The 23,285-nt window shown below is 64.0% G+C and carries 21 protein-coding genes; 20 read left to right on the plus strand and 1 reads right to left on the minus strand.

From position 1 onward, the window contains the following. The first annotated feature begins 28 nt into the window (after positions 1-28). From catC to ACM26W_RS03015, 19 genes are all read left to right on the plus strand, one after another. Positions 29-319, plus strand: a complete 291-nt coding sequence (gene catC / locus ACM26W_RS02925) for a muconolactone Delta-isomerase (RefSeq protein ID WP_416139381.1) — start codon at positions 29-31, stop codon at positions 317-319. 68 nt (positions 320-387) lie between these two features. Beyond that, positions 388-1,362 carry a catechol 1,2-dioxygenase gene (gene catA / locus ACM26W_RS02930; protein ID WP_416139382.1) on the plus strand — a complete coding sequence of 325 codons (975 nt, stop codon included), beginning with the start codon at positions 388-390 and terminating at the stop codon, positions 1,360-1,362. A gap of 120 nt (positions 1,363-1,482) precedes the next feature. Next, positions 1,483-2,850 (plus strand): Rieske 2Fe-2S domain-containing protein, encoded by a 1,368-nt coding sequence (locus tag ACM26W_RS02935; protein WP_416139383.1) that lies wholly within the window; start codon positions 1,483-1,485, stop codon positions 2,848-2,850. A 13-nt stretch (positions 2,851-2,863) separates the two neighbouring features. Beyond that, positions 2,864-3,352 carry a benzoate 1,2-dioxygenase small subunit gene (gene benB, locus ACM26W_RS02940; RefSeq protein ID WP_416139384.1) on the plus strand — a complete coding sequence of 163 codons (489 nt, stop codon included), beginning with the start codon at positions 2,864-2,866 and terminating at the stop codon, positions 3,350-3,352. Between the two features lie 37 nt (positions 3,353-3,389). Then, positions 3,390-4,430 carry a benzoate 1,2-dioxygenase electron transfer component BenC gene (gene benC / locus ACM26W_RS02945; RefSeq protein ID WP_416139385.1) on the plus strand — a complete coding sequence of 347 codons (1,041 nt, stop codon included), beginning with the start codon at positions 3,390-3,392 and terminating at the stop codon, positions 4,428-4,430. Then, complete coding sequence (gene benD, locus ACM26W_RS02950; RefSeq protein ID WP_416139386.1) at positions 4,427-5,236, plus strand: benzoate diol dehydrogenase BenD; 810 nt, start codon at positions 4,427-4,429, stop codon at positions 5,234-5,236. Before benC ends, benD begins: the two co-directional genes overlap by 4 nt. A gap of 95 nt (positions 5,237-5,331) precedes the next feature. Then, positions 5,332-6,582, plus strand: coding sequence for a benzoate/H(+) symporter BenE family transporter (locus tag ACM26W_RS02955; protein WP_416139387.1), 1,251 nt, complete (start codon positions 5,332-5,334; stop codon positions 6,580-6,582). A gap of 536 nt (positions 6,583-7,118) precedes the next feature. Further along, complete coding sequence (catA, locus tag ACM26W_RS02960; RefSeq protein WP_416139388.1) at positions 7,119-8,093, plus strand: catechol 1,2-dioxygenase; 975 nt, start codon at positions 7,119-7,121, stop codon at positions 8,091-8,093. Between the two features lie 259 nt (positions 8,094-8,352). Then, entirely contained in the window at positions 8,353-9,720 is a 1,368-nt protein-coding gene (locus ACM26W_RS02965) for a Rieske 2Fe-2S domain-containing protein (RefSeq protein WP_416139389.1), read from the plus strand. 13 nt (positions 9,721-9,733) lie between these two features. After that, a complete protein-coding gene (benB, locus tag ACM26W_RS02970) occupies positions 9,734-10,222 on the plus strand; it encodes a benzoate 1,2-dioxygenase small subunit (RefSeq protein WP_416139390.1) in 489 nt (162 codons plus the stop codon). Between the two features lie 124 nt (positions 10,223-10,346). Next, a complete protein-coding gene (locus tag ACM26W_RS02975; RefSeq protein ID WP_416139391.1) occupies positions 10,347-11,519 on the plus strand; it encodes an ABC transporter substrate-binding protein in 1,173 nt (390 codons plus the stop codon). 64 nt (positions 11,520-11,583) lie between these two features. After that, on the plus strand, positions 11,584-12,444 hold the full coding sequence (locus ACM26W_RS02980; protein WP_416139392.1) for a branched-chain amino acid ABC transporter permease: 861 nt from the start codon (positions 11,584-11,586) through the stop codon (positions 12,442-12,444). Positions 12,445-12,456: 12 nt separating this feature from the next. After that, the gene (locus tag ACM26W_RS02985; protein ID WP_416139393.1) at positions 12,457-13,524 is read left to right on the plus strand and encodes a branched-chain amino acid ABC transporter permease; all 1,068 of its coding nucleotides are present in this window, start codon (positions 12,457-12,459) and stop codon (positions 13,522-13,524) included. A gap of 3 nt (positions 13,525-13,527) precedes the next feature. Next, complete coding sequence (locus ACM26W_RS02990; protein WP_416139394.1) at positions 13,528-14,295, plus strand: ABC transporter ATP-binding protein; 768 nt, start codon at positions 13,528-13,530, stop codon at positions 14,293-14,295. After that, on the plus strand, positions 14,292-15,044 hold the full coding sequence (locus ACM26W_RS02995; RefSeq protein WP_416139395.1) for an ABC transporter ATP-binding protein: 753 nt from the start codon (positions 14,292-14,294) through the stop codon (positions 15,042-15,044). The genes ACM26W_RS02990 and ACM26W_RS02995 overlap by 4 nt, the downstream gene beginning before the upstream one ends. A gap of 7 nt (positions 15,045-15,051) precedes the next feature. After that, complete coding sequence (locus ACM26W_RS03000; RefSeq protein ID WP_416139396.1) at positions 15,052-16,260, plus strand: benzoate/H(+) symporter BenE family transporter; 1,209 nt, start codon at positions 15,052-15,054, stop codon at positions 16,258-16,260. A 76-nt stretch (positions 16,261-16,336) separates the two neighbouring features. Continuing rightward, positions 16,337-17,158 carry a universal stress protein gene (locus ACM26W_RS03005; RefSeq protein ID WP_416139397.1) on the plus strand — a complete coding sequence of 274 codons (822 nt, stop codon included), beginning with the start codon at positions 16,337-16,339 and terminating at the stop codon, positions 17,156-17,158. A gap of 81 nt (positions 17,159-17,239) precedes the next feature. Next, entirely contained in the window at positions 17,240-17,629 is a 390-nt protein-coding gene (locus tag ACM26W_RS03010; protein ID WP_416139398.1) for a DUF6455 family protein, read from the plus strand. Positions 17,630-18,231: 602 nt separating this feature from the next. Continuing rightward, complete coding sequence (locus ACM26W_RS03015; protein ID WP_416140802.1) at positions 18,232-19,080, plus strand: AraC family transcriptional regulator; 849 nt, start codon at positions 18,232-18,234, stop codon at positions 19,078-19,080. Here ACM26W_RS03015 and ACM26W_RS03020 read toward each other — a convergent pair. Next, the gene (locus ACM26W_RS03020; protein ID WP_416139400.1) at positions 19,077-21,296 is read right to left on the minus strand and encodes a cytochrome c3 family protein; all 2,220 of its coding nucleotides are present in this window, start codon (positions 21,294-21,296) and stop codon (positions 19,077-19,079) included. The two genes, ACM26W_RS03015 and ACM26W_RS03020, sit on opposite strands and share 4 nt — an antisense overlap. 262 nt (positions 21,297-21,558) lie before the next feature. Here ACM26W_RS03020 and ACM26W_RS03025 point away from each other — a divergent pair, with 262 nt between their 5' ends. Further along, positions 21,559-23,208, plus strand: coding sequence for an arylsulfatase (locus ACM26W_RS03025; RefSeq protein WP_416139401.1), 1,650 nt, complete (start codon positions 21,559-21,561; stop codon positions 23,206-23,208). Positions 23,209-23,285 lie beyond the last annotated feature (77 nt).

Here is a 23,285-nt window from a genome sequence, read left to right on the forward strand (position 1 = left end):
TCGCTCAAGAACTGAAGAGGAGAACGTCATGCTGTTTCACGTGGAAATGACCGTCAAGCTGCCGCCGTCGATGCCGGCCGAGCAGGCCGCCGAGATCAAGGCGACCGAGAAGGCCTACTCCCAGGACCTGCAGCGCTCCGGCAAGTGGCGCCACCTGTGGCGCGTGGCCGGCAGTTATTCGAACGTCAGCATATTCGACGTCGAGGACAACGCCGAGCTGCAGGAGTTGGTCAGCAACCTGCCCCTCTTCCCCTACATGGAGATCAGCGTCAAGCCGCTGTGTCGCCACCCGTCCTCCATCCGCGAGGACGACTCCTGAGTCGCGGATGAACCACGCCAGCGCCCGTCACTGACGGGGAAAAAAAGAGAATCCAAGAGGATACCCACATGACCGTGAAGATATTCGATACCCCCGAAGTGCAGGATTTCCTGAAGACCGTCGCCGGCTTCGACCAGGAAGGGGGCAACGAGCGCAGCAAGCAGATCATGCACCGCCTGCTCTCCGACCTCTACAAGCTGATCGACGACTTCGACGTCAGCGAGGAAGAGTACTGGTCCGCCGTCAGCCTGCTCAACGCGCTGGGCAGCCAGACCCAGTTCGGCCTGCTCTCGCCGGGCCTGGGCTTCGACCACTACCTGGACATGCGCCAGGATGCGGCGGACGCCGAGGCCAAGCGCACCGGCGGCACCCCGCGCACCATCGAGGGCCCGCTCTACGTGGCCGGCGCCCCGGAAGCCGAGGGCTTCGCGCGCATGGACGACGGCAGCGATCCCGAGGCCGAGGTGATGTGGCTGACCGGCCAGGTGCGTGACGTTGACGGCACCCCGATCGCCGGCGCCAAGGTCGAGATCTGGCACTGCAACTCCAAGGGCTGCTACTCGTTCTTCGACCCGACCCAGAGCGAGTACAACATGCGCCGCACCATCTATGCGGACAGCGAAGGGCGCTACACCGCGCGCAGCATCATCCCCTCCGGTTACGGCGTGCCCGAAGGCGCCCCGACCGACGTGGTGCTGAAGTCCCTGGGCCGTCACGGCGAGCGCCCGGCGCACATCCACTACTTCATCTCCGCGCCGGATCACCAGCACCTGACCACCCAGATCAACCTGGCCGGCGACCCCTACACCTTCGACGACTTCGCCTTCGCGACCCGCGAGGAGCTGGTGGTACCGGCCAAGCGTATCGAGGATCAGGCCGAGATCGCCAAGCGCGAGCTGGACGGCCCCTTCTCCGAGGTGGTGTTCGACATCGAGCTGGCCAAGACCGACGTGGCCGAGCTGCAGCACCGCCACGCCCGTCCGCGGGCCAAGGAAGACGAGCAGGACCAGCACAGCCAGCTGGCCGGCACCGCCAAGGTCTGATCGGCATCCGGATTATTTCCGTTACCTCCGGGGCGGGGCGCCGGGGGTAGGCCGAAGCGTCAACCGACCTGCCCCCGGATCAGCCCCAAGCGGTTACGACACGATAATGAGGATTACTCCATGACCACCCAGCTTGATCAACTCGAAACGCGTGTGCGCGGTGCCGTCGTCGACGACGCCGAGAAAGGCATCTTCCGCTGCCACCGCAGCATGTTCACCGACCCGGCCTTCTTCGAGCTCGAGATGAAGCACATCTTCGAAGGCAACTGGCTGTTCCTGGCCCACGAGAGCCAGATCAGTGAGCCGGGCGACTACATGACCGTGACCATGGGCCGCCAGCCCGTCGTCATCACCCGCGACAAGGCCGGTGAGCTGCACGGCCTGATCAACGCCTGTGCCCACCGCGGCGCCACCCTGTGCCGCCGCAAGCAGGGCAACAAGGGCACCTTCACCTGCCCCTTCCACGGCTGGACCTTCAAGAACGACGGCAAGCTGCTCAAGGCCAAGAACGAGAAGAATGGCGCCTACCCGGACGCCTTCAAGCAGGACGGCTCCCACGACCTCAAGCGGGTGCCGCGCTTCGAGAACTACAAGGGCTTCCTGTTCGGCAGCCTGAGCGCCGACGTGCCGCCGCTGGAAGAGTACCTGGGCGAGACCACCAAGATCATCGACAACATCGTCGACCAGGCCCCGGAAGGGCTGGAGATCCTGCGCGGCACCTCCTCCTACACCTTCAACGGCAACTGGAAACTGGGGGCCGAGAACGGCGCCGACGGCTACCACGTCAGCACCGTGCACTGGAACTACGCCTCGACCATGGATCGCCGCAACTACGACACCGGCGGCACCAAGGCGGTGGACGCCGACGGCTGGTCGAAGAGCCAGGGCGGCTTCTACTCCTACGAGAACGGCCATATGCTGCTGTGGACCCGGCTGCTCAACCCCGAGGTGCGCCCGGTCTACCAGCAGAAGGAGTGGATCGAGAAGGAATTCGGCGAGGCACGGGCCGACTCCATCGTCAACCAGACCCGTAACCTCTGCCTCTACCCCAACGTCTACCTGATGGACCAGTTCTCCACCCAGATCCGGGTGATTCGTCCGATCTCGGTGGACAAGAGCGAGGTGACCATCTACTGCTTCGCGCCCAAGGGCGAGTCGGCCGAGAACCGCCGGATCCGCATCCGCCAGTACGAGGACTTCTTCAACGTCTCGGGCATGGGCACGCCGGACGACCTCGAGGAGTTTCGCGCCTGCCAGGAGGGTTACCACGGTGAGCTGGCGGAGTGGAACGACCTCTCCCGCGGGGCCAAGCAGTGGATCGAGGGCGCCGACGACAACGCCCAGGCGATCGGCATGAAGCCGCTGCTCAGCGGTGCCTCCCCCGAGGACGAAGGCCTGTATGTGCTGCACCACCAGCACTGGGTCGAGGAGATGCTGCGCGCCATCGAGAAAGAGCGCAGCCAGTTTATCGCCACCGAATCGGCCTGAAGGAGGACATGACATGAGCCTTAGCTACCAAGAGATCCAGGCTTTCCTGTACCGCGAGGCGCGGCTGCTCGACGACCGCCAGTGGGACGAGTGGCTGACCTGTTACAGCAAGGACGCCGAGTTCTGGATGCCGGCGTGGGACGACGACGACGAGCTGACCCGCGACCCGCACAGCGAGATCTCGCTGATCTACTACCCGAACCGCGAGGGGCTGGAGGATCGGGTCTACCGGATCAAGACCGAGCGTTCGGGTGCCAGCCTGCCGGAGCCGCGCACGACCCACCAGATCACCAACATCGAGGTGCTCAAGGAGGAGGGCGGCCAGGTGGAGCTGCGCTTCAACTGGCAGACGCTGAGCCACCGGTACAAGACGACCCAGACGTTCTTCGGGAACTCCCTCTACACCCTGGACGTGTCGGGCGAGTCACCGCTGATCACGCGCAAGGTAGTGCAACTCAACAACGACTATATCCACCAGGTCATCGATATCTATCACATCTGACTGGTATACGAAGACCCGGTGTCGGAGGAGAACGACCATGAGCTACACCATTGCCCTCAACTTCGAGGACGGCGTCACCCGATTCATCGGCTGCAAGGAAGGTGAAACGGTTCTCGATGCCGCCTACCGTCAGAAGGTCAACCTGCCGATGGACTGCTCCGACGGCGTCTGTGGCACCTGCAAGGGCCACTGCGAGCAGGGCGAGTTCGACATGGGCGACGAGTACATCGAGGATGCGCTCTCCGACGAGGAGGCCGCCGAAGGCATGGTGCTGACCTGCCAGATGGTGCCGTCTACCGACTGCGTCATCCAGGTGCCGGTGGCTTCCACCCTGTGCAAGACCGAGGTGGGCAAGGTCGAGGGCACGGTCGCCGCGGTCGAGCAGCTCTCCGAGGACAGCATCGAGCTGGCGGTGGATCTGGATGAAGGCGCCGCGATCAGCTTCCTGCCCGGCCAGTACGTACATATCGACGTGCCGGGCACCGAGTCGCATCGCTCCTACTCGTTCAGCTCCCTGCCGGGCGAGAAGCGGGCCACCTTCCTGATCCGCAACATCCCCAACGGGGTGATGAGTGGCTATCTCGGTGATCGGGCCGCGGCGGGTGATCGCCTGACCCTGACCGGCCCGCTGGGCAGCTTCTATATCCGTGAGGTCACCCGCCCGGTGCTGATGCTGGCCGGCGGTACTGGCCTGGCGCCCTTCCTCTCCATGCTCTCCCAGCTGGTCCAGAAACGGGAAGAGGAGAAGGGCGCCGAGGCGCCGATCCACCTGATCTACGGCGTCAACAAGGACGACCACCTGGTCAAGGTCGACGCCCTGGAGGCTATCGCGGCCAAGCTGCCCAACTTCACCTACGCCACCGTGGTGGTGGATGAGGCCAGCGAGCATCCGCGCAAGGGCTATGTGACGCATCACATGGACCCTGAGGTGATGCACGATGGCGACATCGACGTCTACCTGTGCGGTCCGCCTCCCATGGTCGACGCGGTGCTCAAGCATTTCGATGCCCAGGGCATCGTGCCGCAGAGTTTCCACTACGAGAAGTTCACGCCCAATGAGGCGGGGAGCAAGTCATGAGCCGCTTCGCCAACCCGTGTTTCAACGGCCCACGTTTTCAAGATCGGGTCATGGTAGTGACCGGTGCCGCTCAGGGGATCGGCCAGCGGGTCGCCGAGCAGGCCGGCGCCGAGGGTGCCCGCCTGGCCCTGGTGGACCGTGCCGACCTCATTCATGAGGTGGTCGACGCTCTGCGCGAGCAGGGTGTGGACGCCATCGCCCTGCAGGCCGACCTGGAGACCTGGGAAGGCGCGGCGGACGTGATGGCGAAGACGGTGGAGCACTTCGGGCGGATCGATATCCTGGTCAACAACGTGGGCGGCGCGATCAACTTCAAGCCGTTCACCGAGTTCACCGATACCGAGATCAGCGCCGAGATCACCCGCTCGCTGATGCCCACCCTGTGGTGCTGCCGCGCCGTCCTGCCGACCATGGTGGAGCAGGGTAGCGGTGTCATCGTCAACGTATCCTCTGCGGCCACGCGCGGGATCCACCGGATTCCCTACTCGGCGGCCAAGGGCGGCGTCAATGCCATGACCGCCTCCCTGGCCTTCGAATATGCCGAGCACGGTATCCGCGTGGTGGCCACCGCCCCCGGCGGCACCGAGGCGCCGCCGCGGAAGATCTCACGCGGCACCCCCGAGGCGCGTAATGAGACGGAGCAGGCCTGGTTCCAGGCCCATATCGACCAGACCAAGGCCAGCTGCCTGATGGGTCGCTACGGCACCCTGGAGGAGATGGCCGCGCCGATTCTGTTCCTGGCCTCGGACGATGCCAGCTACATCACCGGCAGCGTGTTGCCGGTGTCTGGCGGCGACCAGGGCTAGTCAGCGTCGCGCCGGTTCGGTCAGAGCCGAATCGGCGCACTTCGCCGACTGCCAACGACACAATACCAACGACAACATTCCCCCCGGAGCTCACCGTGAAGCATATCGAGAAGGGCGTCAGCCTCAGGCACGCGCCCAGAGACTTCATACGCGACCTCAACGTCGACAACGCCAGTACCGGCCTGGTGGCCGGCATCCTGGGGCTCAGTGTCGGGGTCGTCCATATCAGCGCCGGCACCGCCGCCGGCCTCGATTCCTCGTTCATCATGATCTGGGTCATCAGCTACCTGATGATCAATGGCCTGTTCGGCCTGCTGGTACCGTCCTACTACCGGCTGCCGCTGCCCATGGCCAACTCCATTCCCGGCGCGCTGATGTTCGCGGCGGTGATTCCCGTGGTGGGCCTGGAAGCGGCGTTGGGGGCGACCCTGATTGCCGGGGCCATCTCGCTGGTGGCCGGTCTGACCGGCGTCATGGGTATCGTCATGCGCCTCATGCCGATGCCGATCGTCATGGGCATGGTCGGCGGCATGCTGCTCAGCTTCGGCCTCAACATGGTACGGCCGCTGGAGAATGCCATCGTGCCGGCGACCATCATGATCCTGGCCTTCTTCGTCTCGGCGCGGCTGCTGCGCAAGGTGCCGCCGCTGATCGTCTCCATGCTGGCGGGGGTCATCTACCTGATTGCCACCGGCGTGGACCTGTCGGGTATCGAAGCCACCATCCGCTTCCCCGAGTTCATCGTCCCCCAGTTCACCCTGGCCGCCTTCCTGACCTACGGCCTGCCGCTGGCGATCATCCTGGTGGGCATGGAGACCCCGGCCGGCGTCGGCCTGGTGAAGGGGATGGGCTACAAGGAGGTGCCGGCCAACGGCATCACCGCCGTGGGCGGCATTGGCACCATGGTCTCCGCCTTCTTCAACCTGCACAGCACCTGTATCGCCGCCCCCATGACCGGCATCTGCTCCTCGCCGGAGGCGGGCACTCACGAGAAGCGCTGGGTGGCCGCGGTGGTCGCCGGGGCCATCTTCGTGGTGGCCGCGCCCTTCTACGGCTATGTGGTGAGCCTGCTCGATGCCACGCCGCGCTACTTCATCACCATCATTGCCGGCCTGGCCCTGATGCGGGTGATCACCTCGGCCATGGCCATTGCCTTCTCCGGCAAGAAGCACGAGATGGGTTCGCTGTTCGCCTTCCTGATCGCCGCCTCGGGCATCCAGATCCTGGGCATCGGCGCCACCTTCTGGGCCCTGGTACTGGGCGTGGTGGTCTCGCTGATCTTCGAGACCAAGGACTTCGAGTTTGTCAGTAAGGCCCACCCCTTGAAGAAGCAGGCGGGAGAATAAACCGGCTTCACGCAGGCTGATGCCGCCGTGCCTGGCGACGCGCGATAACCGCAATCCTCCTTGGCCCGTATCCGCTTCAGTGATACGGGCCTTTTTTGTGGCCGATCTCCGCCACAGCTGGCGAGAGGGTGTTCGAGGTGTCGGTCATTATGCTTTTGTCGCAATGTCCCGGCGATGCCGGGTTGACAGAGCGTGATCTTTTGCCCCGGCGGCGCCCTCAAAGCGCCGGCAACCCCCCTGTTGTGACCGCGCTACGCCGCTGGCATGGCGGTCTCGCGCGATGGCCGCCTCTGTCTGGTGCCGCCGAGGTCACGAATCGGCTGGTTAATTCACTGGAAAACCATGTTTTTTTCCCCGTGATCCGCGGCGGCGTGCTGGCCTGGCCGGCTGGTTGGGCCGATACTCCAGGGGTATGGCGAGGAACCCATTCGATATTGGTTGGGGCTTGCGGCGAGGGCCAGAATCACCTCGACATCCAGAAGAAGCGGGTCTCGGCCAGAGACAGCCGCTCACAACGACAATCAGTGGAGACGACCATGACCGTGAAGATATTCGATACCCCCGACGTCCAGGATTTCCTGAAGACCGTCGCCGGCTTCGACCAGGAAGGGGGCAACGAGCGCAGCAAGCAGATCATGCACCGCCTGCTCTCCGACCTCTACAAGCTGATCGACGACTTCGACGTCAGCGAGGAAGAGTACTGGTCCGCCGTCAGCCTGCTCAACGCGCTGGGCAGCCAGACCCAGTTCGGCCTGCTCTCGCCGGGCCTGGGCTTCGACCACTACCTGGACATGCGCCAGGATGCGGCGGACGCCGAGGCCAAGCGCACCGGCGGCACCCCGCGCACCATCGAGGGCCCGCTCTACGTGGCCGGCGCCCCGGAAGCCGAGGGCTTCGCGCGCATGGACGACGGCAGCGATCCCGAGGCCGAGGTGATGTGGCTGACCGGCCAGGTGCGTGACGTTGACGGCACCCCGATCGCCGGCGCCAAGGTCGAGATCTGGCACTGCAACTCCAAGGGCTGCTACTCGTTCTTCGACCCGACCCAGAGCGAGTACAACATGCGCCGCACCATCTATGCGGACAGCGAAGGGCGCTACACCGCGCGCAGCATCATCCCCTCCGGTTACGGCGTGCCCGAAGGCGCCCCGACCGACGTGGTGCTGAAGTCCCTGGGCCGTCACGGCGAGCGCCCGGCGCACATCCACTACTTCATCTCCGCGCCGGATCACCAGCACCTGACCACCCAGATCAACCTGGCCGGCGACCCCTACACCTTCGACGACTTCGCCTTCGCGACCCGCGAGGAGCTGGTGGTACCGGCCAAGCGTATCGAGGATCAGGCCGAGATCGCCAAGCGCGAGCTGGACGGCCCCTTCTCCGAGGTGGTGTTCGACATCGAGCTGGCCAAGACCGACGTGGCCGAGCTGCAGCACCGCCACGCCCGTCCGCGGGCCAAGGAAGACGCGCAGGACCAGCACAGCCAGCTGGCCGGCACCGCCAAGGTCTGATCGGCATCCGGGTTATTTCCGTTACCTCCGGTGCGGGGCGCCGGGGGTAGGCCGAAGAGGGGGTCCGTGGACCAGGGGTGAGGAGCATTGCTCCGAACGGGCTGGCCATGGATGGCCAGCACCGGACCTGCAAGCGGAGCAGGATGCGAGAGCGAAGCAGGGTCTAGGTAGCCCCCAGGGAGGGGTTCATGGCGCCCCCTCGCAGGCCTGCCCCCGGATCAGCCCCAAGCGGTTACGACACGATAATGAGGATTACTCCATGACCACCCAGCTTGATCAACTCGAAACGCGTGTGCGCGGTGCCGTCGTCGACGACGCCGAGAAAGGCATCTTCCGCTGCCACCGCAGCATGTTCACCGACCCGGCCTTCTTCGAGCTCGAGATGAAGCACATCTTCGAAGGCAACTGGCTGTTTCTGGCCCACGAGAGCCAGATCAGCGAGCCGGGCGACTACATGACCGTGACCATGGGCCGCCAGCCCGTCGTCATCACCCGCGACAAGGCCGGTGAACTGCACGGCCTGATCAACGCCTGTGCCCACCGCGGCGCCACCCTGTGCCGCCGCAAGCAGGGCAACAAGGGCACCTTCACCTGCCCCTTCCACGGCTGGACCTTCAAGAACGACGGCAAGCTGCTCAAGGCCAAGAACGAGAAGAATGGCGCCTACCCGGACGCCTTCAAGCAGGAGGGCTCCCACGACCTCAAGCGGGTGCCGCGCTTCGAGAACTACAAGGGCTTCCTGTTCGGCAGCCTGAACGCCGACGTGCCGCCGCTGGAAGAGTACCTGGGCGAGACCACCAAGATCATCGACAACATCGTCGACCAGGCCCCGGAAGGGCTGGAGATCCTGCGCGGCACCTCCTCCTACACCTTCAACGGCAACTGGAAACTGGGGGCCGAGAACGGCGCCGACGGCTACCACGTCAGCACCGTGCACTGGAACTACGCCTCGACCATGGATCGCCGCAACTACGACACCGGCGGCACCAAGGCGGTGGACGCCGACGGCTGGTCGAAGAGCCAGGGCGGCTTCTACTCCTACGAGAACGGCCACATGCTGCTGTGGACCCGGCTGCTCAACCCCGAGGTGCGCCCGGTCTACCAGCAGAAGGAGTGGATCGAGAAGGAATTCGGCGAGGCACGGGCCGACTCCATCGTCAACCAGACCCGTAACCTCTGCCTCTACCCCAACGTCTACCTGATGGACCAGTTCTCCACCCAGATCCGGGTGATTCGTCCGATCTCGGTGGACAAGAGCGAGGTGACCATCTACTGCTTCGCGCCCAAGGGCGAGTCGGCCGAGAACCGCCGGATCCGCATCCGCCAGTACGAGGACTTCTTCAACGTCTCGGGCATGGGCACGCCGGACGACCTCGAGGAGTTTCGCGCCTGCCAGGAGGGTTACCACGGTGAGCTGGCGGAGTGGAACGACCTCTCCCGCGGGGCCAAGCAGTGGATCGAGGGCGCCGACGACAACGCCCAGGCGATCGGCATGAAGCCGCTGCTCAGCGGTGCCTCCCCCGAGGACGAAGGCCTGTATGTGCTGCACCACCAGCACTGGGTCGAGGAGATGCTGCGCGCCATCGAGAAAGAGCGCAGCCAGTTTATCGCCACCGAATCGGCCTGAAGGAGGACATGACATGAGCCTTAGCTACCAAGAGATCCAGGCTTTCCTGTACCGCGAGGCGCGGCTGCTCGACGACCGCCAGTGGGACGAGTGGCTGACCTGTTACAGCAAGGACGCCGAGTTCTGGATGCCGGCGTGGGACGACGACGACGAGCTGACCCGCGACCCGCACAGCGAGATCTCGCTGATCTACTACCCGAACCGCGAGGGGCTGGAGGATCGGGTCTACCGGATCAAGACCGAGCGTTCGGGTGCCAGCCTGCCGGAGCCGCGCACGACCCACCAGATCACCAACATCGAGGTGCTCAAGGAGGAGGGCGGCCGGGTGGAGCTGCGCTTCAACTGGCAGACGCTGAGTCACCGTTACAAGACGACCCAGACGTTCTTCGGGAACTCCCTCTACACCCTGGACGTGTCGGGCGAGTCACCGCTGATCACGCGCAAGGTAGTGCAACTCAACAACGACTATATCCACCAGGTCATCGATATCTATCATATCTGATCGGGTCACGCCGCTGGGTCAGCGTGACTCGGCGGCAAGGGACGGTTTCATGACGGTAGGGACGCCGCCTCAATAACAAGCAAAGGCCTCAAGCCTTCACCTCTGATAATCCGGAAAAAACACAATGAAAACCATCTTCAAGAAGTGCGCCCTGACCTCCCTCATCGCCGCCGGCATGGCCGCCGGCAGCGCCGCTCAGGCCAACGAACACCCTGTCAAGCTTGGCCTTATGCTCCCGTATTCGGGGACCTATACCGCGCTGGGCGAGGCGATCACCAATGGCCTGGAGCTGGCCCTCGAGGAGCACGGCAACCAACTGGGTAGCCGCGCGGTCGAGATCATCAAGCTGGATTCCGAGGCCAACCCCTCGCGGGCACCACAGAACATGAGTCGTCTGGTGCGTGGCGACAACGTCGACTTCGTGATCGGCCCGGTGCACTCCGGCGTAGCCATGGGCATGCTACGCGTGGCCCAGCAGACCGGCGCCATCACCATCATTCCCAACGCCGGGCTGGGGGCAGCCACCAACGAGCTGTGCATGCCCAATGTGTTCCGCACCTCCTTCAGCATGTGGCAGGACAGCTACCCGATGGGCAAGGTCGCCTATGACCGGGGGCATCGCAAGGTCGTCACCATGACCTGGGACTATGCCGGGGGCAAGGAGGACCTCGCCGGCTTCGAGGAGGCCTTCACTGAGGCCGGTGGCGAGATCGTCGAGCAGATCCTCGTGCCCTTCCCCAGCACCGAGTTCCAGGGCTATCTGGCCCAGATCGGTAGCCTGCGTCCCGATGCCGTCTACACTTTCTTCGCCGGCGGCGGCGGGGTGAGCTTCGTGCGCGATTATGCCGCCTCGGGACTCAAGGAGAGCATTCCTCTGCTGGGTTCGGGCTTCCTCACGGAAGGGAATCTGCAGGCGATCGGGGAGGCTGGTGAGGGTGTCTTGACCACCCTGCACTATGCCGAGACCCTGGACACGCCCGAAAACCGGGCATTCGTCGAGGCCTACCAGGAGGCTTATGGCGAGCTGCCTGACACCTATGCGGTGCAGGGCTACGACACCGGCATGATGTTGGTTCAGGCGCTGGAGGCCGTGGAAGGGAATACCGAAGACAAGGACGCGCTCATCGAGGCCTTGGCCAGCGTCGAGTTCATCAGCCCCCGGGGTCCGATGAGCTTCTCCGATTCTCACCACCCCATCCAGAACGTCTATCTGCGTGAAATCCGCGATGGCAAGCATGAGGTCGTCGACATTGCCTATGAGCAGCTCGAGGTCCCCGATCTCGCCTGCAAGATGTAACGCAATGCCTGATTGACCCCGGGGGCGGGCAATGGCTCGCCCCTCCATCACGGAGGGATTCTCCATGGATCTTGCGTTTATCGGCGTACAGCTCCTCAACGGGCTGCAGTACGGCCTGCTGCTATTCCTGATCGCCAGTGGTCTTACCCTGATCTTCGGTATCATGGGGATCATCAACCTGGCCCACGGCGCCATGTACATGATCGGCGCCTACCTGGTCTATGACCTGACCATGCGGCTGGGCAACTTCTGGTTGGCCATCATGGTCGCCATCCCGATTGCCATCGCCCTGGGCCTGATCATCGAGCGGCTGTTTCTCGACACCCTCTACAAGCGTGACCATCTCTATCAGGTGCTGCTCACCTTCGGCTTGATCCTGGTGATCAACGAGGCCCAGCGCATCATCTGGGGCGGTGACGTGCACAGCGTGCCGATCCCGGAGCTGTTCAGTGGGCGCATCCAGCTGACCGACAACCTGCAGTATTCGCACTATCGGCTGTTCGTGATGGGCGTCTGCCTGGCCCTTGCCGGCGTCATCTACTGGGTCATTCGCCATACCCGTCTGGGCATCATCATCCGGGCCGGTGCCGTCAATCGCGACATGGTAGAAGGGCTCGGTATCAACGTGCGCACGCTTTTCACGCTGATCTTCAGCGTCGGTGTGGCGCTGACGGCCTTCGCCGGCATGATCGCCGCCCCCTTGACCTCGATTACCCCCGGCATGGGGGACAACATCCTGATCATCTGCTTCGTCGTCGTCGTCATCGGCGGGATCGGCTCCATCAAGGGAGCCTTCTGGGGCGCCATCCTGATCGGCATGGCCCAGACCTTCGGCCCCGTACTGGTGCCGAGCATTGCCAGCATGTTGATCTACCTGATCATGGCCGCCGTGCTACTGGTCAAGCCACGCGGGCTGTTCGCCTGAGGGAGTCCTACCATGTTGCATCGCTATCCCAAGCGGGTCTACATCCTCATGCTGGTGTTCACCGCTGCACTCATTATCTATCCCCTCTGGGGGCCTGCCGTCTTCGGTGCCCAGAGTGATTTCATGTTGGAAAAACTGACTCTCATGCTGATCCTGGCGCTGTTCGCCATGAGCCTGGACCTGCTGGTGGGCATCGTCGGCCTGGTCAGTCTCGGCCATGCGCTCTTCTTCGGACTGGGCGCCTATACCCTGGCACTGACCAGCCCCGATTTCAGCCCGGCCTCGATGTGGTGGATGATGCCGCTGGTCATGGTGGTCTCGGCACTCATGGCCCTGGTGGTGGGCTTCCTGGTGATCCGCACCAAGGGCATCTTCTTCATCATGACGACCCTGGCCTTCGGCCAGATGCTCTACTATTTCGTCAACACCTCACAGCACACCGGGGGCACGGATGGCGTCTTCATCATGTTCCGACCCAGCCTGATGGTAGGTGACACCACGCTGATCGACCTCGACAACCCTTTGACCTTCTTCTATTTCTGCATGGGTATGGTATTCGTCGGCTATCTGTTCCTGCGCTGGCTGACGCGTTCCTACTATGGCCAGGTGCTGGACGGCATCCACGACAACGAACACCGTATGCAGGCACTCGGCTATGCCACCACTGGGTACAAACTGATCGCCTTCGTGATCTCCGGAGTGATGGCCTCCATTGCCGGCATGCTGGCGGCCATGCAGTACGGCTTCGCCAACCCGGCCCAACTCGGCTGGCACACCTCGGGCGAGGTGCTGATGATGCTGATCCTGGGCGGCATGGGCACCATCTTCGGCCCGATCCTCGGCGCCTTCGCCTACGAGATCCTGCAGCACACCTACGAGCACATCACCCCTCACTGGCCGATCCTGATGGGCTTGACGATCATCGTCGCGGTACTGGTCCTGCCCAAGGGGATCGGTGGGCTGATCATCGACCCACCGACCCGCAAGCAGTTGCAGGATGGCCTGGTGCCCCGCCGGTGGCGTACCAAGGCCGCCAGCAAGAAGCCAGCCGCTGTCGTATCCGACAGCCGGGAGGATTGAGACATGAGTCAAGAAACCATGCTGCAGACCCGCGGACTCACCCGGCGCTTCGGTGGCCTGGTGGCCGTCAATGATGTCGACTTCGATGTCAAGACGGGGGAGATCCACGCCATCCTCGGTCCCAACGGCGCCGGCAAGAGTACCCTGATCAACCTGCTGTCGGGGGAGCTGCCCCCATCCTCCGGGGAGATCCTATATCAGGGACAACCCATCCACGGTAAGCCGGCCCGCCAGATTGCCCGCATGGGCATCGGGCGCAGCCATCAGAAGACCAACATCTTCCCGCGGCTGAGCTGCTTGCAGAACTGCGAGCTGGCGGCGCGCATTCACATGGGCGGCGTGTTCGGCAGCTGGCGGTCCGGCCAGCGGGCCAGGGAGGTCAACGAGAAGGCCCTCCAGGTGCTGGAGACCTGCCAGCTGGTCCATCAAGCCTACACCCCGGCCTCGGCGATGAGCTACGGCGAGCAACGCCAGCTGCAGATCGCCATGGTACTGGCCACCTCACCCTCGCTGATGCTGCTCGACGAACCCATGGCCGGCATGGGTCACGAGGAGACCGCGCAGGTGACCGAGTTGCTGAAGGCGCTCTCCGACCAGTACACCCTGGTGCTCATCGAGCATGACATGGATTCGGTGTTCCGGCTGGCGGACCGCATCACCGTGATGGTCGACGGCTGCGTGCTCGAGAGCGGGCCCACCGAGCAGATTCGTCGCAGCGAGAAGGTGCAGGACGTCTATCTTGGTCGCCACCATCAGGAGGCTTCGGCATGAATGCAGCCCAGGAACTGAATGCCTCGCTGTCCACCGCAACGCCTCTGATCGAGGCCAGGGGACTGCACACCTACTATGGCGAGAGCCATGTGCTGCACGGGGTCGACCTGACCCTGATGCCGGGGGAGACCCTGAGCCTGCTAGGGCGCAACGGTATGGGCAAGACCACGACCCTGAAGTCGATCCTCGGCTTTGTGCCACCCCGCCAGGGTGAGGTGAGTATCAAGGGCCTGTCGACCGCGAAACGCCGCCCCTGGCAGATGATACGCCAGGGCATCGGCTATGTGCCGGAAGGTCGCGGCATCTTCCCGGGGGTTAGTGTGCGTGAGCATCTGATCATGGCCGCGCGTCCCAACGAACGGGGAGAGTCGCCCTGGACCATGGAGCGGGTGCTCGACACCTTCCCGCGTCTGGCCCAGCGGCTGCAGCATGATGGCTCCTTTCTCTCGGGCGGTGAGCAGCAGATGCTCTCCATCGGTCGGGCGCTGACCACCAATCCCGACCTGATCATCCTTGATGAGGCCACCGAAGGGTTGGCGCCGCTGATCCGTGACGAGATCTGGAAGATCATCCGCGATATCAAGGCGTCCGGCATCGCTAGCATCATCGTCGACAAGAACATCGACAACCTGCTGGAGGTGGCCGATCGACACCTGCTGCTGGTCAAGGGCGAGGTGGTCTATAGCGGGGATTCCCAAGGATTGAAGGATGATCCCTCCATTCTTCACACACACCTCGGCGTCGGGTAAGGAGCTGATGATGCAGTTGCATCGGGACTGGTCGATCCCCGCCGTGACGGCGGGCTTCGTGGCGGTGCTGATTTCCTACTCGGGGCCCCTGGCGATCTTCTTCCAGGCGGCCCAGAGTGCGGAGATCTCCACCGCCATGATGACCTCCTGGGTCTGGGCGATCTCCATCGGCGCCGGCGTCTCGGGCATCCTGCTCAGCCTGTGGCTGAAGGTGCCCGTGGTGACTGCCTGGTCGGCGCCGGGGACGGCGCTGCTGGTCACCCTTTTTCCGGGACTGTCGCTGGGCGAGGCAGTAGGCGCCTACCTCATCGCGGCGGCGATCATCTTCGTGGTGGGCATCACCGGCTCCTTCGATCGGATCGTCCAGGCGATTCCGCCGGGCATCGCCAGCGCCATGATGGCGGGCATCCTCTTCCAGTTCGGGGTGGGGGTCTTCGTCTCCCTGGAGTCGGTGCCGGCGCTGGCCATCGGCATGCTCATCGCCTACCTGGCCTTCAAGCGGCTCACCCCCCGCTACAGCCTGATCCTGCTGCTGATCGTCGGCGTGGTGCTGGCGGTGGTGCTGGAGGGGGCGAGCCTTAGCGGCGTCTCGGTGAAGCTGGCCGAGCCGCAGTTCATCCGCCCTGAGTGGACCTGGAACGCCACCCTGAGCCTGGCGATCCCGCTGGTGCTGGTCAGCCTCACCGGACAGTTTCTGCCGGGCATGGCAATCCTGCGCACCTCGGGTTACAGCACGCCAGCCAAGCCGATCGTCACCGTGACCAGCCTGACCTCCTTCGTCACCGCCTTCTTCGGCGGCATCACCACCGTGGTGGCGGCCATCACCGCGGCGATCTGCACCAGCAAGGAGGCCCACGAGGACCCGGACAAGCGCTACGTGGCCGGGGTGGCCAACGGCGTCTTCTACCTGATCGGTGGCACCTTTGCTGGCACCATCGTGCTGCTGTTCACCTCGCTGCCCGGCGAGTTCGTGGCGATCCTGGCGGGCCTGGCGCTGATCGGCGCCATTACCAGCAACGTCAGCGCCTTCGCCGCCCGGAAGGACCACATGGAAGCCTCGGTGATCACCTTCATTGCCACGGCGTCCGGGGTCAGCTTCCTGGGCCTGGGTTCCGCCTTCTGGGGCGTGGTGGTGGGGGCCCTGGCCTACCAGCTGCTGCACCGTCCCTTCACGCTGTCGCGGCGCTCCGATGCCTCGGCGGCCTCCGATAAATAACAATAGGCGCCAGGCGCCGAGCACACAGGCTCCGGGTCGACATGACAACGCACCCGGGGCCTTGAGGAGAGCAATCATGCAGACGTTTTATGTGGCCATGGACGAGACAGATCACTCGCTGCGGGGCCTGGCAATGGGCCAGAATCTGGCAGCCCAGCTCGATGCCGCCCTGGCCGTCGTGTCGGTGGTCACCGATCCGGCTCAGGCCGAAGGGCGCAGAGACGCTCTGAGGGCCCGGCTCGGCGAAGAGAAAACGCCTGCCTTCGATGCGATTCCGATCGAGGTGCTGATGGGCGACAGCGCCAAGGAGGTCCTGGCGAGGTTGGCCGGACAGGAGGACGTGGGTCTCTGCATGGGCGCCCACGGGCGCCGCCCGGTGCCGGAGATGCTGATCGGCAGCGTGACCGCCGGCGTGGTGCGCCGCGCCAGCCGTCCGGTGCTGCTCTGCGGACCCCGCTATGCGCCCGAGCGCCACGCCCGGGTGGAAGTGGTCATGGTCTGCGTGGATGGCTCCTCGCTCTCCGAGGCGATGCTGCCCCACGCGGTGGCGCTGGCGGGGCGCTTCGGGGCCCGGCTGCAGCTGCTGCAGGTGATCGACGCCAGCGCCATGGCGGCCGCCGCCGGGGAGGGCGGCCCTGGCGATGTGATGGAGTCCGGCTATGTGCACGGCCTGGCGAGGCGGCTGGAGCGGGAGCACGACATCGAGGTGGACTGGGAGGTGCTGCACGGCAGCCCGGCCGATGCCATCGTCAGCTACCTGGCCGACAGTCGCGACGTCATGCTGGCCATGACCACCCACGGGCGCAGCGGTCTCTCCCAGGTGGTGGCCGGCAGCGTCAGCCATGAGGTGCTGCATGAGGCATGCTGTCCGGTGGCGGTGCTTCGGCCCCGCAACTGACGGCGACCTGATGCAGGTCAAAACCTCCGTGAGTCGGCTGGGCTAGGGTGAAGACATAATGCCCCATCGGAGACCCTGACCATGATCCACGGCAATCGCATCACCTCGGCGGTACGTCACCTGGCCCAGGCCTGGCGCCGCAACCAACGGCGCCAGGCCTGGGACGGCCTGGAAGTCGACAGCCAGGAGGCGCGGCTGCGCGACCTGGGGCTGACGCGCCTCGACGAGTCGCTGTTCTGGACCGGAAATCGCTCACCGCTGGAGCAGCTGCCGCGCATGATGGCGGTGTATGGCGTCGAGCATGCCGACACCATCCTGGCCGGCCCCGGCGTTCGCCGCGACCTGGAGCGCGTCTGCTCGCTGTGCCCGGAGAAGGCGCGCTGCCAGCGCGTGCTGGCAAGCGATCCCAGCGCCGAGGACTGCGGCTTCTGCCCCAACGCCTGCACCCTGGAGGCGCTGCGGCGGCACTGAGCGGCCGAAGTGGAACGGCCACCTGGCCGTGAAATGAAAAAGCCGAAACCATCGGGTTTCGGCTTTTTTCGCTTGGGCAGTTGTGTAAAGCCATCAGGAGGTTCAGGGATAGTCCCTCCCGGTTAACTGGGAGATGGTCGTCCAGACTGACATTGGGTCCACCTCAGTAGGCCCATTCTCGCAGCGCCGTCAGGGTAAATCGTTCTGCTTGTCAAACGACTCCAGAAGCGGACCCACTGGGCGATCTCCTCGGTTCGCAGTCCCTCGACCAGCAACCCTGTGAGCCAGCCGGACTCGACCATGCAGCGAGATACGGGCATTCTTGTGGATGTTCACCCAGGCCGCCTGGGGGTTGGTTTGGGCCGCACCTCCAATTGTCCTGGTAAGTTCCGGATGAACAACCAGCTGAAATATTAGATCTAGAAAAAGGGCGAGGAACCTATCATGAAGGTGGAGACGCCCGTAGGACTGCCTTACGCATCTCATCCCTTGATTGCGACGACCTCCTGTGAAGAAGTCGAGGAGATGTTGAATCGGCACTTGGATGAGCAACGGACGGTGGCTCCTACCAGGCGGAGAAGGGGTAAGGTCAGGCTGTCAGGCTGTCAGGCTGCCAGATGTCGCGGCTCAAACTCTTTGGTGCCGACTGGGGGGAGGATGTCATCGTGCGCTCCTCTCCCTTGTTATGTTGGCATGGCATCCGCCCCCTCAGCGGTGCGGTGGAGTGCCATGCCCATGGATTGCGGGCCCTGGCCGGGGAACTGCTGTTGTTCGCCCCGGGGCACGAGATGCACCTGCGCTGGCAACAGGATACTCGTGCTGTCGTCTTTTCACTGCCACCTGATAAGCTCTCGGAGCATGTCGAGACCTATCACCAATCACTCATGGCCTCCATCGCCGATCGGGGCTGGCATATCGGTCGCGGCCACCCGGCTCTACGAAGCATGGCCATGCTGCATGACATGCTGGCTGCCGAGATCGACAACCCTGCGGGGCTGGCAGCGAGTGAGGCCGCGAGGCAGCAGTGGCAAAGCCTCTGTTGCGAGAATCTGCTGCAACTACTGCCGGAACTCAGGAGAGGTCCCTCTCCTGTCCCTGTGCCGGGAATGGTCCAGCGGGCCAGGGAGTATATACATGCCCACCTTGAGGCACCGCTGGACATGGCCGAACTGGTAAAGGTCAGCGCCACCAGCCGGCGTAGCCTTGAGCAGGCCTTCCGGCATTCGCTGCAGACAAGCCCCGTGCGCTATCACCGCCAACGCAGGTTGGAGGCGCTGCGCGACCTGTTGCAGCGCCATTGCCCGGAAGACCTGCAGCTGGCCGAACTCGCCTATCGCTGGGGGTTCTCGCAGCCCAGTCATTTTACCGCCAGCTACAAGCACGCCTTTGGCGAGCTGCCTTCGGAGACTCTGGCGCGGTCTCCTTGTCGCCCCCTATCGCCGTCACATTAGGGCGGGACCTTGGTGGCCTCGATGGCCTCTAGCAAGCGCTGCACGCGACTGTCGTCGGGCGTGAGCTCGGCGAGGCGGCGCGCATAGGGTAGCGCCTGATCCGGCCCACGATACTCCAGGCTGTAGGTGGCCAGCGCCCAGAGGAGTTGCTGGTTGTATGGCGTGGCCTCCAGCGCCTGTTTCAGAATTGCCAGGGCCTGTTCAGGCGCGTCTGGGGCGACGGCCACGGCATAGCCATAGGCGTAGCGCAGGTCGTCGGGTGCGAGGCGATGGGCCGCACCCAGCTCCTCTCTTGCCGCTTCCGGTTGCCCGAGGCGAATGCGTGCCAGGCCCAGAGCATAGCGCAGAGCGGCGGACTCCGGCCGCCCTGCTACACCTTCCGCCAGCTGTTGTACCGCTTCCTGTTCGCGATCCAGGGCTCGCAGCATGTCTGCCAGATTCACATGGCTGGCAACATGCCGTCTATCGAGCCGCAAGGCTGCGCGTAATTCCTCGAGCGCTTCTTCAGGTTGGCCCTGTTGCCAGCGCAGCAGGGCTAGGCGGTTGCGGCTGTCGGCGCGATCGGCATGGAGTGCCAGTTCCTGCTCGTATTCCGCCAAGGCGGCCTCGAACGCCGATCGGGATGCCTGCGGCAGGTCGACATCGATCAGAAGGCGTGCTGCCTCGCTGCGTACCAGTCGGCTGGTGTCCGTCAGCAGGGGGGCGGCCCGCGCCCGGCGCAGGTCGGGCGGAGCTGCCTCCAGCAGAGTGAGGCTCGCATGGCGAACCAGTGGACTGGAACTCTCCAGCCCTTCCTCCAGGGACTGGAGGTCGAGGTCGACGTCGAGGTTCATCAGGTGCGCGGCTGCGCTGGCGCGTACGACTTCGGGCCGGCCGTTATCCGCCAGCATATCCATCAGCATCTGTCCGACGCCCGGAATTCCCCGCCTGGCCTTGGCAAAGCCCGTAGTGAAGTCCTGGTGGCCGGGAGTGGGCTCGGCGTGCCAGCGCTCGAGATGCTCCTGAGCCCAGCGGGGAGAGCGGTCGTCATGGCAGGTATTGCAGGCATTGGGAGTGCCAAGGGACTCGGTGAGGTCGGGGCGAGGGATGCGCAGGCTATGGTCACGGCGTGGGTCGACAACCATATAGGTGGTGGATGGCATATGACATTGAACGCATTGCGACCCGGGAGTATCCTGAGGATGGAAGTGGTGCTCCGGATGGTCGTAGGTGCTGGGAGTATGGCAACTGGTGCAGAGGGCATTTCCGCTGACTCGAAGGCGTTGGGAATGTGGCTCATGGCAGTTGCTGCAGGTTACGCCTTCGGCATGCATGCGGCTCTGGGCAAAGGAGGCCCAAGTGAACACCTCTTCCCGCTGCTGTCCATCGCTGTGATAGAAGGGCGTGACCAGCAGTTCGGGACGGTAGTAGTCCAGCCAGTCATCGCCGGGCCGGTAGCCTTCGGCGATCTGGCTGCGGAAGGCGTGACAGCGGGCACAGAGGGGCTGCTCGGCCTGGCGTTCCCCAGGAGAGAGCGCCGGCCTGGTGGGGGCGGCGAGAGAGGACGAGCGGGAGAAGCGTACCGTCAGCCCCTGGTCCGCCAGCGCCTCATCGCCCTGTGCCCAGCGCACATGGTGGGAGCCCGGGCCGTGGCAGGCCTCACAACCGACGCTGATCTCCGACCAGCTCGTGTCGAAGGTGTCGGTGACGCTGTCATAGCCCTTGCGCAGGTCGGTAGAGTGACAGTCGGCACACATGTGGTTCCAGTTCTGGGCCGGCCGGGTCCAGTGGAGGTCGTCCTCGTGGGTGATCGCCTCGTCGGGGTGCAGGTGGAACCAGCGTTGTCCTCCCTCGCCGGCGGGGCGAGTGTCCCAGGCGATCGAGAGAGCCTGCAGGCGGCCATCCTCGAAAGAGACGAGATACTGCTGAAGAGGCTCGACGCCGAAGGTGTAGGCGATCTCGAACTCGGCGAGCTCGCCGTCGTCGTCATCGGTGGTGACGAAGTAGCGCTCGCCTCGGGTCGCGAAGTGGGTCTCGGTGCCGGCGTAGGTGAAAGAGGCATCATCGAAGTCGCCGAGCACGCTCTGTTCGTTGGCATGCTGCATGGCCAGCGCATGGTGTGAGTCCTGCCAGGCAGTGAACGCCTCCTGGTGGCAGCCGGCACAGGCCTGACTGCCCAGGTAGGCTGGTGCCGTGGGGTCCGCCAGTGTCTTCGGGGTGACAACCAAAAGGATCATGGCCGATGCACAGGCCAACCAGGCAGGAGCAACTGATCGTCCGAGCATAAGGAGGTGTCCATTGGTGGTTGTTCTTCTACAAGTAAAGGTAGCCGTATCCTGGTCACTCTCCGCACGGAGGTGGATACCCGCGAGGGGAAAAGTGCGCGGTTCCGATAGCGGGTGCGCTAATCTGACAGAGGAGCTGCCTGCTTGGCTCGATACTGGGTGATACACAACCAACAACAGGAGCACCGCCATCATGAAGTTGAGAGGAGCAGGCATGACGTTCATGGCTGCCAGCCTGATCAGCCTGGGCAGCATGGCCGACGAGCCAAGGCCAAATTTCCTGATCGTGATCGCCGATGACCTGGGATACAGCGATATCGGCAGCTATGGCGGGGAGATCGAGACTCCCAACCTGGATACCCTGGCCAGCGAAGGGATGCGCTTCAGCAACTTCCATACCGCGCCGACCTGCTCGCCGACCCGGGCCATGTTGATGTCAGGAGTTGATAGTCATTTGGCGGGTCTGGGCAACATGGGGGAACTGCTGCAGGACTTCCAGAAGGGCGAGCCTGGCTATGAAGGTTACCTGAATGACAGTGTCGCTAATCTTGCAGAAGTGTTGCAGGGTGCCGGTTACCACACCTACACCACCGGCAAGTGGCATCTCGGGCGGAGCGAGGAGCTGAGTCCGGCGGCCCGTGGGTTCGAGCGCTCCTATATCCTGGTGCAGGGCGGTGCCAGCCACTTCGACGATCAGGCCGCGATCATCAGCGTCGATCCCAAGGCTATCTATCGGGAGAATGGTCAACAGGTCGAGGTGCCCGAGGGTTTCTTTTCCTCGGAGTTCTACACCGACAAGATGATCGATTACATCGAGGCCGACAGGGAGACTGGGCAGCCATTCCTGGGCATCCTCTCCTATACCGCCCCCCACTGGCCGCTTCATGCCCCCGACGAGTGGCTGGACCGCTATGCCGGTCGCTATGACGAGGGCTATGAGGCGATTCGTGAGGAGCGTCTCCAACGCATGCAGGCGTTGGGACTGTTGCCGGCCGGCATCGAGGCCAATACGCCCATGGCGGGAAGGCTGCCAGAATGGGATGAGCTGACCGACGAGCAGCGTCGCCGGGAAGCTCGGGCCATGGAGATCTATGCCGCCATGGTGGACAACATGGATCATCATATCGGCCGGATCATTGACTACCTGGAGGACACCGGCGAGCTGGACAATACCTTCATCCTCTTCCTCTCCGACAATGGGGCCGACGGCAATACACCGCTGGACCTGCCGGGCAATCGGGAATGGATCGCCAACGAATTCGATAATAGCTGGGGGAATCTCGGGCGCAAGGGTTCCTATATCGACTATGGGGCCCAGTGGGCGCAGGTGGGTTCGACCCCGCTTCCCTTCTTCAAGGGCATGACTTCCCAGGGCGGGGTCCAGGTGCCGGCCATTGTCCGTCACTCCAGTGTGCTCACGCCGGGCGAGATCAACGACGAGATCCTGCACGTCATGGACGTCATGCCGACCCTCTTGGAGCTGGCCGGCGTCGACCACCCTGGCGACGCCTTTCAGGGGCGAGAGGTGCATCCCATGGAAGGTCTCTCCATGCTGCCTGTGCTGCAAGGGGAGGCCATGTCCGAGCGTGCCCTGGGCTGGGAGCTGTTCGGCCGCCGTGCCCTGCGCAAGGGTGACTGGAAGCTGGTGTGGATGACCGAGCCCTATGGGGCAGGGGAATGGCAGCTCTACAATCTGGCCGAGGATCCCACGGAGCTTCGTGACCTGGCCGATCAGGAGCCGGAGAAGCTTGCCGAGCTGCTGGCCGACTGGGAAGCCTATGTAGCGCGCAATAACGTGCTGAGCGGTGACTTCAATATCGAGTACGGTTTCAGCACCTGCCTATACGACAACTGCTTCGAATAACGGGGTCGTGCTGGTATCTCCGGATGCTCATTGCCATTGTACTGGCCGCTACCCATCGGGTGGCGGCCAGTCCGTTG

It is taken from the genome of Halomonas sp. HK25, assembly GCF_047795635.1.
GTDB lineage: Bacteria > Pseudomonadota > Gammaproteobacteria > Pseudomonadales > Halomonadaceae > Halomonas.

What these genes read in the sequence shown, in the direction of transcription:
- benB (WP_416139390.1), top strand. Translation starts at nt 9,734, where the DNA reads ATGAGCCTTAGCTACCAAGAGATCCAGGCTTTCCTGTACCGCGAGGCG.
- catA (WP_416139388.1), top strand. Translation starts at nt 7,119, where the DNA reads ATGACCGTGAAGATATTCGATACCCCCGACGTCCAGGATTTCCTGAAG.
- ACM26W_RS02995 (WP_416139395.1), top strand. Translation starts at nt 14,292, where the DNA reads ATGAATGCAGCCCAGGAACTGAATGCCTCGCTGTCCACCGCAACGCCT.
- ACM26W_RS02980 (WP_416139392.1), top strand. Translation starts at nt 11,584, where the DNA reads ATGGATCTTGCGTTTATCGGCGTACAGCTCCTCAACGGGCTGCAGTAC.
- ACM26W_RS02935 (WP_416139383.1), top strand. Translation starts at nt 1,483, where the DNA reads ATGACCACCCAGCTTGATCAACTCGAAACGCGTGTGCGCGGTGCCGTC.
- catC (WP_416139381.1), top strand. Translation starts at nt 29, where the DNA reads ATGCTGTTTCACGTGGAAATGACCGTCAAGCTGCCGCCGTCGATGCCG.
- benB (WP_416139384.1), top strand. Translation starts at nt 2,864, where the DNA reads ATGAGCCTTAGCTACCAAGAGATCCAGGCTTTCCTGTACCGCGAGGCG.
- ACM26W_RS03010 (WP_416139398.1), top strand. Translation starts at nt 17,240, where the DNA reads ATGATCCACGGCAATCGCATCACCTCGGCGGTACGTCACCTGGCCCAG.
- ACM26W_RS02965 (WP_416139389.1), top strand. Translation starts at nt 8,353, where the DNA reads ATGACCACCCAGCTTGATCAACTCGAAACGCGTGTGCGCGGTGCCGTC.
- ACM26W_RS03000 (WP_416139396.1), top strand. Translation starts at nt 15,052, where the DNA reads ATGATGCAGTTGCATCGGGACTGGTCGATCCCCGCCGTGACGGCGGGC.
- ACM26W_RS02990 (WP_416139394.1), top strand. Translation starts at nt 13,528, where the DNA reads ATGAGTCAAGAAACCATGCTGCAGACCCGCGGACTCACCCGGCGCTTC.
- benC (WP_416139385.1), top strand. Translation starts at nt 3,390, where the DNA reads ATGAGCTACACCATTGCCCTCAACTTCGAGGACGGCGTCACCCGATTC.
- ACM26W_RS03025 (WP_416139401.1), top strand. Translation starts at nt 21,559, where the DNA reads ATGACGTTCATGGCTGCCAGCCTGATCAGCCTGGGCAGCATGGCCGAC.
- ACM26W_RS03005 (WP_416139397.1), top strand. Translation starts at nt 16,337, where the DNA reads ATGCAGACGTTTTATGTGGCCATGGACGAGACAGATCACTCGCTGCGG.
- ACM26W_RS02975 (WP_416139391.1), top strand. Translation starts at nt 10,347, where the DNA reads ATGAAAACCATCTTCAAGAAGTGCGCCCTGACCTCCCTCATCGCCGCC.
- ACM26W_RS02985 (WP_416139393.1), top strand. Translation starts at nt 12,457, where the DNA reads ATGTTGCATCGCTATCCCAAGCGGGTCTACATCCTCATGCTGGTGTTC.
- ACM26W_RS03020 (WP_416139400.1), bottom strand. Translation starts at nt 21,296, where the DNA reads ATGATCCTTTTGGTTGTCACCCCGAAGACACTGGCGGACCCCACGGCA.
- catA (WP_416139382.1), top strand. Translation starts at nt 388, where the DNA reads ATGACCGTGAAGATATTCGATACCCCCGAAGTGCAGGATTTCCTGAAG.
- benD (WP_416139386.1), top strand. Translation starts at nt 4,427, where the DNA reads ATGAGCCGCTTCGCCAACCCGTGTTTCAACGGCCCACGTTTTCAAGAT.